The sequence below is a fragment of the Paraburkholderia fungorum genome, assembly GCF_046027605.1.
Classification (GTDB): Bacteria; Pseudomonadota; Gammaproteobacteria; order Burkholderiales; family Burkholderiaceae; genus Paraburkholderia; species Paraburkholderia fungorum_F.
Genome location: NZ_JAQQEF010000019.1, coordinates 1 through 12,717, shown reverse-complemented (window position 1 = coordinate 12,717; position 12,717 = coordinate 1). Strand labels below are relative to the sequence as shown.

The window sequence follows — 12,717 nt, the reverse complement described above, 5'->3', positions numbered from 1 at the left end:
TCTTCATCAAGCGGTGCGGTGAGCGGTCTTCGACTGCTTCACGAAGTTTTCGAGCAATGCGTGGCCGTGTTCGGACAGGATCGATTCCGGATGGAACTGCACGCCTTCAACCGCCAGTTCCTTGTGACGCACGCCCATGATTTCGCCGTCCTCGGTCCATGCGGACACCTCGAGGCAATCAGGCAGCGATTCGCGTTCGATCGCGAGCGAGTGGTAGCGGGTGACGACGAAATGCTTCGGCAGGTCGGCGAACACGCCTTTGCAGTCGGTTTCGATCGTGCTGACCTTGCCGTGCATGATGGTTTGCGCCCGCACGACGCGGCCGCCGAATGCTTCGCCGATTGCCTGATGGCCGAGGCAGACGCCGAGAATCGGCGTCTTGCCGCTGAATTCGCGTAACACGTCGAGCGTGATGCCGGCGTGTTGCGGGTTGCTCGGACCGGGCGACAGACAAATGCGCTCCGGGTTGAGGTTCGCAATCTGATCCAGCGTGATTTCGTCGTTCCGATAGGTGCGCACGTCTTCGCCGAGTTCGCCGAAGTACTGCACCAGGTTGTAGGTGAACGAGTCGTAGTTGTCGATCATGAGCAGCATGGTGTGTCTCCGGTCAGAAGTCGCTATCGAGGCCGTCTTGAACCTGCTCGGCGGCGCGCAGTACCGCGCGCGCCTTGTTCTCGGTCTCTTGCCATTCGGATTCCGGCACCGAATCCGCGACTACCCCCGCTGCCGCCTGCACATACAGATTGCCGTTTGCGATCACGCCGGTGCGGATTGTGATGGCCAGATCCATTTCGCCGGTGAATGACAGATAGCCGACAGCGCCGCCGTAGAGGCCGCGCTTGACCGGTTCAAGTTCGTCGATCAATTCCATCGCGCGGACTTTCGGCGCACCGGACAGCGTGCCGGCCGGGAAGGTGGCGCGCAGCACGTCGAAATTGGTGGTGCCGGGCTTCAGCTTGCCTTCGACCGAACTGACGATGTGCTGCACGTGCGAGTACTTCTCGATCACCATCTTGTCGGTGACGACCACCGAGCCGATCTGGGCGATGCGGCCCACGTCGTTACGCGCGAGGTCGATCAGCATAACGTGTTCGGCGATTTCCTTCGGATCGTTCAGCAGTTCGGTGGCGAGTTCGGCGTCGCGTTCCGGCGTGTTGCCGCGCGGACGCGTGCCGGCGAGCGGCCGGATCGTTACGATGCGATCCTCGCCGCGCTTTTCCTGGCGCACCAGAATTTCCGGCGACGCGCCAACCACGTGGAAGTCGCCGAAGTTGTAGTAATACATATACGGCGACGGATTCAACGAGCGCAGCGCCCGGTACAGCGACAGCGGATTGTCGCGGTAAGGCTTGATCAGACGCTGGCCGACCTGCACCTGCATCAATTCGCCAGCGGCGATGTATTCCTTCGCTTTGCGCACGGCGGTCAGATAATCGTCTTTCGCGAACTCGCGATAGGTCTCGGTGCGCACGCTGGCCGACGTGACCGGTGGTTGCACTGTCGTGCGCAAACGCTGACGCAATTCACGCAGACGCTGTTTGGCTTTCGTGTACGCCTCAGGCTGCGTCGAATCCGCGTACACCACGAGGTAGAGCTTGCCCGCGAGATTGTCGATCACCGCGACTTCTTCGGTGAGCAGCAACTGGATGTCGGGCAGATTCAGATCGTCTTTCGGCGCGGTGTGAGCGAGCTTTTTCTCGATGTAGCGCACCGCGTCGTAGCCGAAGTAGCCGGCCAAGCCGCCCGCGAAGCGCGGCAGACCGGGCCGCTGCGCCACTTTGAAGCGCCCCTGGAATTGCTGGATGAACTCAAGCGGATCGCCCTCGTGCGTTTCGACGACTTTGCCGTCCCGCACCACTTCCGACACGCCGTTGCGGGTGCGCAGCAGCGTGCGCGCCGGCAAGCCGATGAACGAATAGCGGCCGAAGCGTTCGCCGCCGACCACCGATTCCAGCAGGAACGAGTTGGCGCCGTTGCGCTCGGGCTGAGCGAGTTTCAGGTACAGCGAGAGTGGCGTTTCGAGATCGGCGAGCGCTTCGGCGATCAGCGGAATGCGGTTGAAGCCCTCGTTGGCGAGGGACTGGAATTCGAGTTCGGTCATGTTCCGATCCTGTACGTACGTCAGACGGCACTATGCGTCGGACAAAGCGGGGCGCGGCGCAGCCGGTCAGGCGTTCGTTCGACGTTTCGACACGATGATACCGACCGGCGCGAGTTTCCCATCGACGCGTGCAAGGGATTTCGGCGCACCGATGTACTTTGTGGGTACACGTTGGCCGAATCAACCGATGCAGCGAAACAAGGTGATGGAAAAAACGCGTGAGCGCAGCGAAGTAAAAAACGGTTGCCGAAGACGAGCTTCAGCGTACCTCAGGCGAGGTTAGCGCGACCAGCGACGCCAGGGCCAGGCTCCCCGGTCGATGCTAATCAGACTCCGTTTTTTATTCAGAAACATGAGGATGAGGGACTTTTCAAGTCGTGGAATGGTGCGCTGCGATAGCCTTGGCGGCATCGAGCAGCGAGGCAACTATACCATCGGATTTTATTTCTTGTATAGCTCGGCCGTGGTTGTATCCGTACGGCAGAGTCAGCGTAGCCATGCCCGCCGCGCGGCCTGCCAGCGCATCATTTTCCGAATCGCCGATGGCGACCGTGGCTTCTGGCGCGACGCCTAGCCGCGCCGCGGCGGTGAGCATCGGCAGTGGATCGGGCTTCTTTTTCTCCAGGCTGTCGCCGCCGAGTACGACGCTGAAATACTGGCTGAGCCCGTACTGCTCCAGCAATTCGACCGCGAAACGGTGCGGTTTGTTGGTGACGCAGGCTAGTTTGAGGCCGGCGTCGCGCATGGCGCAGAGGCCGGCTTCGACCTCCGGATACAGCCGCGTGTGCACGCCGTTGATCTTGGCGTATTCCGCCTGATAGATCGCGAGCGCCTCGTCGAAACGATCTTGTGCGTGATCCGTTTCGAAGCGCTGAGCCAGCACGCTGCGAATCAGATTCTCCGAGCCTTTGCCGATGTAGCCGATCACTTCCTCGCGCGAGGTTTCAGACGCGTCGAGTTGCGCGAGCATGCCGTTCAGGCCGGCGGTGAAATCGTCGGCGGTATCGATCATCGTCCCGTCCAGGTCGATGATTGCGGCTTGCAGGCGCGGGCCGGTGAGGGTCGGAGCGGGGTACTGGGTTTTCATCTTTAGTGCGGAATTCCGGTGTTCGATCAGTGCTCGATGTTGGCGAGTGCGGCGCGCATCTTGTCGATCACCGCTTTGTGATCCGGTGCGCCGAAGATCGCTGAGCCTGCCACGAACGTGTCGGCGCCAGCCGCTGCAATTTCGGCAATGTTATCGACCTTCACGCCGCCGTCCACTTCGAGATGAATCTCGCGGCCGGTCTTTTCCTTGTAGGCGTTGATCCGCTTGCGCGCTTCGCGCAGCTTGATGAGTGCCTCAGGAATGAACGATTGACCACCGAAGCCCGGATTCACCGACATGATCAGCACCAGATCGACCTTGTCCATCACGTAGTCCAGATAGCTCAGCGAGGTGGCCGGGTTGAACACGAGGCCGGCCTTGCAACCGTGGTCGCGAATCAGCGACAGCGTACGGTCGATATGGTCCGAGCCTTCCGGATGAAAGCTGATCAGATTCGCGCCGGCCTTGGCGAAGTCCGGCACGATCCGGTCGACCGGGCGCACCATCAGATGCACGTCGATCGGCACGTCCACGTGCGGGCGGATCGCTTCGCAAACGAGCGGGCCGATTGTCAGGTTCGGCACATAATGGTTGTCCATCACGTCGAAGTGGATCCAGTCGGCGCCGGCGGCGACCACGTTGCGGACTTCTTCGCCGAGACGTGCGAAATCGGCGGACAGAATGCTGGGAGCTATGCGGAATTGCGTCATGGCGGGGGCGGATGCAAGCGGGGAAAACGCCATTTTACCGGTTTGTGCGCTTCTGAACCGGCGGGCGGCCGGTTTGAGACCGACTCCGAAAGCGCGCGGCAAAACTGACAAAACGCCTTAGCAGCCCTTGGCCAAAGGGATTTGTCCGGTTGCGGGCATGCCGCGCATCAAGCAGAATGCCAAACCATACGCGCCGCTTCGTCAATGCGCCCGCAAACCATTGGCGTTCGGGGCTTCCCACGATTTTTTACACTCGTTTGACCAGACCGGAATCAGGATGAGCCAGTACGAATTCAGCGTCTCGGCGCAGGTGCAGTATCTGCCCGAAGAGTCGGACCCGGAGCGCCGCCAGTATGCGTTTGCATACACGCTGACTATCCGTAACAGCGGCCAGGTGCCCGCGCAGCTGATTGCGCGTCATTGGGTGATCACCGACAGCGACAACAACGTGCAGGAAGTCAAAGGCCTGGGCGTGGTCGGTCATCAGCCACTGCTCAAACCGGGCGAGCACTTCGAATATACGAGTTGGGCCGTGATCGCCACGCCCGTTGGCACGATGCGCGGTGAGTATTTCTGCGTGGCGGAAGACGGCGAGCGTTTCGACGCACCTGTGCCCGAATTCATTCTACGCATGCCGCGTACTTTGCATTGAACCGAGCGCGCGGCTCGCGGTCTTTAAAAAGCCTTACGGCGCAGCTTCATTGAGATTTTTGCTGCTTTTGCTGTTCATTGCTGGCGGCGCGCGCAGCCTTTTTCTTGCCGGACGATGTCCATACAACGATAAAGACGAGCAGGAAGAGCGCGAGGAGCGATTCCAGCGCAAAGATCAGCATTGGGTATTCGTCGAACAGATCAGACATGGCGGTTTCCATCAAGAACGAACATTGTAGGCGGTTTGTCCGCACGGCCGGAGCATGGCTCGGGGCGCTTTCGGTTGCAGTGCTGCTGGCTTCCTGCGGCGGCGGCGGCGCGGTCCGGCCTTCGGTTTCGCCGCCCACGGGTGCCGCGATCATACCCGGGCAGATCGCCGCGACGCGGCTTACAGCGGTAGCCTGGCAGCAGGTGCCAGGGTGGCAGGACGATTCGCTGATCGGCGCAACGGCTGCGTTGCGGCAAAACTGCACGAGGCTTGCACGTCAACCGAACTGGGCCCGCGCATGCGCGGCGGCCTCGCAGATCGACGATCTGGACGTGACCGGCGCGCGGGCGTTTTTTGAGGCGTACTTCACGCCTTTCCAGTTGGCCAATAACGACGGCACGCTCGACGGTCTCGTCACCGGCTACTACGAGCCATTGCTGCGCGGTTCGCGCACACGGCATGGTGTGTACCAGACGGCGTTGTACCGCTGGCCATCCGGTTATCGCGCGGGTGCTCCGTTGCCGGCGCGTGCGCAACTCGAGCGCGCAGGTGTGCTCAATGGCAATGAACTCGTGTGGGTCGACGATCCGATCGAAGCCTTCTTCCTGCAAGTGCAGGGCTCCGGCCGCATCGTGATGGAAGACGGGAGCGTGATGCGGCTCGGCTTTGGCGGCACCAACAACCAGCCGTACAAGTCGATTGGACGGTGGCTGCTCGATCGCGGCGAACTGACACCGGCTCAAGCGACCATGCAGGGCATCAAGGCGTGGGCGCGTGCGAACCCGACGCGGGTCGACGGGCTGCTCGATACCAATCCGCGCTTTGTGTTCTTCCGCGAGATGCCGTCCGGCGAGAGTGCGCCGAGCGGCGGCGCGGATGGCCCGATCGGCGCGTTGGGCGTGCCGTTGACGCCGGAGCGGTCGATCGCGGTGGATCCAACTTCGATTCCGTTGGGTACGCCGGTGTTTTTGCAGACCACGCGTCCGTTAACGAACTCGCCGATGAACCGCCTCGTCTTTGCACAGGACACGGGCTCGGCGATCAAGGGCGGTGTGCGCGCCGATTACTTCTGGGGTCTCGGCGACGACGCTGGCGATCTGGCCGGCAAGATGAAGCAGGGCGGCCGGATGTGGTTGTTGCTGCCGAATTCGTGAGGACGGGCCGCGCCATTTGATAACGGTGCTGACGTCGATCAGTTCCGTTATCAGGCACCCACTCTCGACGCTTCGCTTAAAGCCCGGATTTACGTTTGTCCACCACGCGCCGTGCTTTGCCTACCGAACGCTCGATACCGTTCACGCCCAGCACATTCACGATAGCGCTTACACCGATCAGTGCCTTGATGTCGTAGGTCAACGCCTGTTTTGCCGTGGTGAGCGCGGCAGTATCCGGTGCTGATTCCGGGCAGGGCTCGACGTTCAACGTCAGTACATCGAGCGGGCCTTCCTTGGTCAGGATGATCTGATAGTGAGGCGCGAGAGCGTGCTGCTTGAGCAGCAATTCTTCGATCTGCGTGGGGAATACGTTGACGCCGCGCACGATCATCATATCGTCCGAGCGGCCCGTGATCTTTTCCATCCGACGCATGGTGCGCGCGCTGCCTGGCAAGAGACGCGTCAGATCGCGCGTCCGGTAGCGGACGATCGGCAGCGCTTCCTTCGTCAACGACGTGAATACCAGTTCGCCGAGTTCGCCGTCCGGCAGAACCTCGCCGGTTTCGGGGTCGATGATCTCGGGATAGAAATGGTCTTCCCAGATGGTCGGGCCGTCTTTGGTCTCGACGCACTCCGAGGCGACGCCGGGTCCCATCACTTCAGACAGACCATAGATATCGACAGCGTCGATGCCCATGCGCTTTTCGATCGCCTGACGCATGTCGTTGGTCCACGGTTCCGCGCCGAAGATGCCGATACGCAGCGAGCAATTCGCCGGGTCGATGCCCTGCCGTTCGAGTTCGTCGGCGATCGACAACATATAGCTCGGCGTAACCATGATGATGTCGGGCCGAAAGTCCTGAATCAGCTGCACCTGTTTTTCGGTCTGACCACCGCCGAACGGGATCACCGTCAGCCCCGCGCGCTCGGCGCCGTAGTGTGCACCCAGGCCGCCTGTGAACAAGCCGTAGCCGTAGCTCACGTGCACCTTGTCGCCGCGCTTCGCACCTGCGGCACGGATCGAACGGGCGACGAGATTTGCCCACGTATCGATATCGCGCGCCGTGTAGCCGACGACCGTCGGCTTGCCCGTCGTGCCGGACGACGCGTGAATTCGCGAGACCTGTTCCTGCGGCACCGCGAACATGCCGAACGGGTAGCTGTCGCGCAGATCCTTCTTGGTGGTGAAGGGGAAGCGTGCCAGGTCCGCGAGGCTCTTCACTTCGCTCGGGTGGACGCCGGCTTCATCGAATTTGCGCCGATAGACCGGCGAATTCTCGTAAGCATGGTTCAGCGACCATTTAAGCCGTTCGAGTTGGAGCGCGGCGAGTTCGTCGCGGCTGGCTGTCTCGATGGGATCGAGCGGAAGGGCGGTGGTCATCGAATGTCTCCTTGCTGCCTCAATGCTTGGGTCGGGGGTGCGGTGCGCTTGCGCGCAAAATCGGAACGCGTTGCTATCTATGGATGCGCTGCCAATGTGTCGCGGACGCGCCGCAATTCTGCTGCGAATCTGGCGCGACTCTGCTGTTCAATCTGTTGTTCAATCCCCCGTGGGAATCAGGTTGCCTTTGATCTGCGCGGATTTGCCGCGAAACATCGCCACGGTCTCGTCTGCGCGGTTCGTGACGCGAATATCGTAAATGCCCGTGCGGCCGCTCAGCGTTTGTTCGACCGCTTCAGCCGTCAACACATCGCCGCCGTGTACCGGCCGCAGGAACTCGATCGAACAGCCGGCTGCGACTGTGTTGATGTTGTATGTGTTGCAGGCGAAAGCGAACGTCGAATCAGCGAGTGTGAAAATCAGGCCGCCGTGGCAAATCTGATGGCCGTTCAGAAAGTCGTCACGAACGGCCATACGCAGACGCGCGTACCCTAGACGCACTTCTACAATCTCGAGTCCGAGCGCCCGACTGCACGCGTCGTTTTCGTACATGGCGGCCGCGGTTGCGCGAGCGAGTTCGTCCGGCGCCATTTGGGCGGGGTGGTTCGATTTCGTCGCCATGTCAGCGACCCTCGAAGCGCGGCGCGCGTTTTTTCACGAACGCTTGCACGCCTTCCGCATAGTCGTGGGAAGCGCCGAGTTCGCGTTGCAAATCACGCTCGAGATCGAGCTGCCGATCCAGGGTTTGCGTCGTGCCTGCGCGCATTGCCTGCTTGATTGCGGCGATCGCGCGCGTGGGTTGCTGCGCCAGTTGTGCCGCGAGCTTATTTGCCGCGGTGGCGAGCTCGGCATCATCAACCGTTTGCCAGATCAGCCCCCAGCTTTCGGCTTTCTCCGCGCTCAGTTTGTCGCCGGTGATGGCAAGTCCCAAGGCGCGCGCCATGCCGACGCGTTGCGGCAGGAACCAGGTACCGCCCGAATCCGGTACGAGACCGATCTTCACGAATGCCTGGATGAAGCTGGCCGAACGAGCGGCAAGCACGAGATCACAAGCTAGCGCGAGATTGGCGCCGGCGCCGGCGGCCGTGCCGTTGACCGCGGCAATCACCGGCATTGGCAGCGCTTGCAGGCGGCGAATCAGCGGATTGAAATGCGTGTCGATCAGTTCGCCCAGATCGGTCATCGCGCCCGGCGTGAAGTCGAGATCGGCGAGGTCCTGTCCCGCGCAGAAGCCGCGGCCCGCACCAGTTAGCACGAGCGCGCGGGCGCCGGATGCTTCAACCTCGCCGAGCGCGGCGCTCAATTCTTCGTGCATGGCGCGCGTAAAGCTGTTGAGCTTGTCCGGGCGGTTCAGCGTGATGGTCGCTACGCGGCTCGGTATATCGATGTCGACGCGGATCGATTCATACGACATTGGGTGTCTCCTCAAGGTCTCTAAGTCTCTGTCACCGTTGGGACGGTGGGCGAAGCAGCGTTGGTGTCAGAGCCGCTCGATTACCAGTGCAATGCCTTGACCCACGCCAATACACATCGTGCAAAGCGCAAAACGGCCGTTGGTCCGCTCCAGCTGATAAAGCGCCGTGGTGATCAAACGCGCGCCGGACGCGCCGAGCGGATGGCCGAGCGCAATCGCTCCGCCATTCGGGTTGACGCGCGGATCGTTGTCGCGCAGACCGAGCGTGCGCAGCACGGCAAGCCCCTGTGAGGCAAAGGCTTCGTTCAACTCGATCACGTCGAATTGGTCGAGTGTCATATTCAATTGCTTCAACAGCTTTTGCGTGGCCGGCGCCGGGCCGATACCCATAATGCGTGGCTCCACGCCCGCCGTTGCCATGCCTACCACACGGGCGCGGCGACGCAATCCGTATTGATCTGCAGCGTCCTGATTCGCTAGCAGCAGTGCACATGCACCGTCGTTCACGCCTGACGCATTGCCGGCGGTCACGCTGCCGTCGGGGCGGACCACGCCCTTGAGCTTGCCGAGACTTTCGAGCGACGTTTCGCGCGGATGCTCGTCGAGCGTCACGTGCACCGGGTCGCCTTTCTTCTGCGCAATTTCGACGCCGACGATTTCCTGAGCCAACGTGCCGTCGCGCTGCGCGCGCGCTGCTTTTTGCTGGCTCGACAGCGCAAACGCGTCCTGATCCGCACGGCTTATGCCGAACTCGACGGCCACATTTTCCGCGGTTTCCGGCATCGAATCGACGCCATACTGGCGTTTCATTAGCGGATTGATGAAGCGCCAGCCAATGGTCGTGTCGTAAATGTCGGCCTGCCGCGAAAACGGGCTGGTGGCCTTGCCCATCACGAACGGCGCCCGCGTCATGCTTTCGACGCCGCCAGCGATCATCAATCGCGCTTCGCCAGCCTTGATGGCGCGAGCAGCAGTGCCGACAGCGTCCATGCCGGAACCGCACAGCCGGTTGACGGTTGCACCGGGCGCATCCGTGGGCAAGCCGGCGAGCAACGCCGACATGCGGGCGACGTTGCGATTGTCTTCACCGGCCTGATTGGCGCAGCCATAGATCACGTCGTCGAGGGCCCGCCAGTCGACGCCAGGGTTGCGGTCGATCAGCGCCTTGATCGGTACAGCGCCGAGGTCGTCGGCACGGACATCCTTCAGGGCGCCGCCGTAGCGGCCGATTGGGGTGCGAATCGCGTCGCAAATAAAGGCGTCGTTCATGTGGGTTCCTGCTGGGATGGGCCGGCGGGACATGCCGGACCGATGTCTCATGTTAGTTGGGGCGCACGGCTCGGTCCATTCGGCCAAACGGCATAGGACGAAAGCCGTGCTTTTGTCTTATGCCATTCAGCCAGCTACTGCCGGCGCCGCTTTCGGTTCAACATGAACGCGACTTTGAACGACGCGGAAGCGGTTCGCGACAAAGGCCGCGTCGGCCAGTGCGGCATTTGCTGCCGGGTTTGCGCCCGTGCCGTGGAAGTCAGAGAAGGCTGCCGATTGATTGACGAAAACGCCGCCCGTCAAATTGATCGAGAGTGCTACACCACCGCGGATCGATGCTTCGTGCGCCTCTTCGAGCACCGCTTCATCCGTGCTGTAGACGGACAGCGTCAGCGCGCCGTGCTCGGCGGCGATTGTGCCAGCAAGGTCGAGCGACTGAGCCGTCGAGTCCGTCGCGATCACGAACGAGATCGGACCGAACCATTCTTTGGTGAATTGAGCTTGATCGTTAGCAGCGTCTAGCTGGAGCACGAGCGGTGTGCGCACGCGGGCACCGGCAAAGGCCGGATGTTCCAGCGTTTGACTTTCTACGAGAACGTGGCCGAGCTTGGCAGCTTCGTCGATACGTTGAGTTACGCCTTCGTTCTGGATCGCGCCGAGCAGCTCGACGGCGCGTGCTGGGTCAGCAACCAGTTTTTGCACGGCACCAGCGATAGCCTGGGCGACTTCGTCGAAACCGAGCGTGCCTTCAGCGGTGCGGATACCGCCGCGCGGTACGTAGATGTTTTGCGGCGCAGTGCACATCTGGCCCGAGTACAGCGCGAGCGAGAAGGCGATATTGCGGGCGGCTGCCTTGATGTCGTCCACCGAGTCGATCACGATCTGGTTGACGCCGGCTTTTTCGGTGTAGACCAGAGCCTGATGTGCATTGCGCTCGAGCCAGGTGCCGTTTTGTGTGCTGCCCGTGAAATCGATCAATTTGATTTCCGGGCGCAGGGCTAGATCCTGCACGAGTGGGCCGTCGTTCGGTTCGGTCGCTAGCAGCGTGATGATATTTGGGTCGAAACCGGCTTCTCGCAGTACATCACGCGCGATTCGGACGGTCAGCGCGAGCGGCAGAATTGCGCCCGGATGCGGCTTGACGATGACCGTGTTGCCTGTTGCCAGATCGGCGAAGAGGCCCGGATAGCCGTTCCACGTCGGGAAGGTGCAGCAGCCGAGCACGAGGCCGGCTCCGCGCGGCACGACGGTGTAGCGCTTTTGCATCGCGAGCGGCGGATTTTTGCCTTGCGGCTTTTCCCAGTGGGCATCGGCGGGAATACGGCGCAGTTGGTCCCATGCATACACGACCGCTTCGAGTGCACGGTCTTGCGCATGCGGGCCGCCGGCCTGGAAAGCCATCATGAATGCCTGGCCGGTCGTGTGCATCACGCTATAGCCGATTTCGAAGCTGGCGCGATTGACGCGCGCGAGGATTTCGAGGCATACGCCGATCCACGCCTGCGGGCCGGCCGCGCGCCAGTTGCGTTGTGCGGCGGCCGCGGCGGCGATCAGCGCGTCAGGATCGGCTTTCGGATAGCGCACGCCGAGCGGAAACCCGAACGGTGAGACTTCAGCGCCGACGGTTTCTCCGGTCGACGGCTGGTCCAGTTCGAAGGTCTTGTTCAGATGTGCTTTGAATGCGGCTTCGCCGTCCGCGTTAGCTGTTTCCCCGTACACTTTCGGACTGGGCAGCTCGACGAACGGACTCCAGTATCCGCGCGTTTCAACCGCGGTAAGTGCCTTTTGCAGCGTGTCTTCATGCTTGGTGAATAGCGGATGTGTCATGGCAGAGGGGCTTGGCTAAACGTTGGGAAAAGCCTGTCGAATAATTGACCGACCGGTTGGTTGGTGAATGGTAGCATTATTAAGACGGCCGCGCGAAGCGTTTTCGCGTGGCATTAACCATTAGGAGGCGGCATGGCTTACGAGAACATTCTGGTTGAGACGCGGGGGCGGGTCGGTTTGGTCACATTGAATCGCCCGAAGGCGTTGAACGCGTTGAACGACGCCTTGATGGACGAACTCGGCGCGGCGCTGCGCGAGTTCGATGCCGACGACGCCATCGGCGCAATCGTGGTGACGGGCAGTGAGAAGGCGTTCGCCGCTGGCGCCGACATCGGCATGATGGCGACCTACACCTATATGGATGTCTACAAAGGCGACTACATCACTCGCAACTGGGAAACGGTGCGCTCCATCCGCAAGCCGGTCATTGCCGCAGTGGCGGGCTTCGCGCTTGGCGGTGGTTGCGAGTTGGCAATGATGTGCGACATTATCTTCGCCGCCGACACTGCGAAGTTCGGTCAGCCGGAGATCAAGCTTGGCGTTATGCCAGGCGCGGGCGGTACGCAGCGACTGCCGCGAGCCGTCTCCAAGGCGAAAGCGATGGATCTCTGTCTGACCGCCCGTTTCATGGACGCCACCGAGGCAGAGCGTGCTGGATTGGTCTCGCGGGTGATTCCGGCCGGTTCCCTCCTTGATGAGGCTATGGCTGCGGCCGCGACCATCGCTGAATTCCCGTTGCCGGCGGTGATGATGGTCAAGGAATCGGTTAATCGTGCCTACGAAACGACGCTCGCGGAAGGTGTGCATTTCGAGCGCCGCCTCTTCCATTCGCTGTTTGCTACGGAGGATCAGAAGGAGGGCATGGCAGCGTTCGTTGAGAAGCGCAAACCGGTTTTCAAGCATCGTTAATACGCT

At 61.6% G+C, this 12,717-nt stretch carries 13 protein-coding genes; 3 read left to right on the top strand and 10 right to left on the bottom strand.

Annotated features, from left to right (window positions below; all coding sequences use genetic code 11):
• Positions 1–6: 6 nt before the first annotated feature.
• The 4 genes from PQR53_RS26645 to rpe all read right to left on the bottom strand — a co-directional run bounded on the left by PQR53_RS26645 (position 7) and on the right by rpe (position 3,898).
• Positions 7–594: an aminodeoxychorismate/anthranilate synthase component II gene (locus PQR53_RS26645; RefSeq protein ID WP_408460747.1), complete on the bottom strand. Its 588-nt coding sequence runs from the start codon at positions 592–594 to the stop codon at positions 7–9.
• A gap of 13 nt (positions 595–607) precedes the next feature.
• Entirely contained in the window at positions 608–2,101 is a 1,494-nt protein-coding gene (gene trpE / locus PQR53_RS26640) for an anthranilate synthase component I (protein ID WP_408460744.1), read from the bottom strand.
• 370 nt (positions 2,102–2,471) lie between these two features.
• On the bottom strand, positions 2,472–3,188 hold the full coding sequence (locus PQR53_RS26635) for a phosphoglycolate phosphatase (RefSeq protein ID WP_408460741.1): 717 nt from the start codon (positions 3,186–3,188) through the stop codon (positions 2,472–2,474).
• A 26-nt stretch (positions 3,189–3,214) separates the two neighbouring features.
• The gene (rpe, locus tag PQR53_RS26630; protein WP_323045137.1) at positions 3,215–3,898 is read right to left on the bottom strand and encodes a ribulose-phosphate 3-epimerase; all 684 of its coding nucleotides are present in this window, start codon (positions 3,896–3,898) and stop codon (positions 3,215–3,217) included.
• A gap of 277 nt (positions 3,899–4,175) precedes the next feature.
• On the opposite strand from rpe, the gene apaG reads away from it, so the two are divergent.
• Positions 4,176–4,550, top strand: a complete 375-nt coding sequence (gene apaG, locus PQR53_RS26625) for a Co2+/Mg2+ efflux facilitator ApaG/CorD (protein ID WP_172176826.1) — start codon at positions 4,176–4,178, stop codon at positions 4,548–4,550.
• Between the two features lie 46 nt (positions 4,551–4,596).
• On the opposite strand, the gene PQR53_RS26620 is transcribed toward apaG, so the two are convergent.
• Entirely contained in the window at positions 4,597–4,758 is a 162-nt protein-coding gene (locus PQR53_RS26620; RefSeq protein ID WP_408460737.1) for a hypothetical protein, read from the bottom strand.
• Between PQR53_RS26620 and mltA the strand changes: the two genes are divergently transcribed.
• Complete coding sequence (gene mltA, locus PQR53_RS26615) at positions 4,757–5,911, top strand: murein transglycosylase A (RefSeq protein WP_408460734.1); 1,155 nt, start codon at positions 4,757–4,759, stop codon at positions 5,909–5,911. The genes PQR53_RS26620 and mltA overlap by 2 nt on opposite strands.
• Before the next feature lie 76 nt (positions 5,912–5,987).
• Here the strand turns inward: mltA and paaK are convergent, their stop codons facing one another.
• The 5 genes from paaK to paaN form a co-directional block, all read right to left on the bottom strand.
• Complete coding sequence (paaK, locus tag PQR53_RS26610) at positions 5,988–7,292, bottom strand: phenylacetate--CoA ligase PaaK (RefSeq protein WP_408460732.1); 1,305 nt, start codon at positions 7,290–7,292, stop codon at positions 5,988–5,990.
• Between the two features lie 159 nt (positions 7,293–7,451).
• The gene (gene paaI / locus PQR53_RS26605; RefSeq protein ID WP_408460727.1) at positions 7,452–7,913 is read right to left on the bottom strand and encodes a hydroxyphenylacetyl-CoA thioesterase PaaI; all 462 of its coding nucleotides are present in this window, start codon (positions 7,911–7,913) and stop codon (positions 7,452–7,454) included.
• A gap of 1 nt (position 7,914) precedes the next feature.
• A complete protein-coding gene (gene paaG / locus PQR53_RS26600; protein WP_408460724.1) occupies positions 7,915–8,706 on the bottom strand; it encodes a 2-(1,2-epoxy-1,2-dihydrophenyl)acetyl-CoA isomerase PaaG in 792 nt (263 codons plus the stop codon).
• Between the two features lie 66 nt (positions 8,707–8,772).
• Positions 8,773–9,975: a 3-oxoadipyl-CoA thiolase gene (gene pcaF, locus PQR53_RS26595; RefSeq protein ID WP_408460721.1), complete on the bottom strand. Its 1,203-nt coding sequence runs from the start codon at positions 9,973–9,975 to the stop codon at positions 8,773–8,775.
• Between the two features lie 126 nt (positions 9,976–10,101).
• Positions 10,102–11,802: a phenylacetic acid degradation protein PaaN gene (paaN, locus tag PQR53_RS26590; protein ID WP_408460718.1), complete on the bottom strand. Its 1,701-nt coding sequence runs from the start codon at positions 11,800–11,802 to the stop codon at positions 10,102–10,104.
• 132 nt (positions 11,803–11,934) lie between these two features.
• Between paaN and PQR53_RS26585 the strand changes: the two genes are divergently transcribed.
• Entirely contained in the window at positions 11,935–12,711 is a 777-nt protein-coding gene (locus tag PQR53_RS26585) for an enoyl-CoA hydratase (protein ID WP_408460715.1), read from the top strand.
• Positions 12,712–12,717 lie beyond the last annotated feature (6 nt).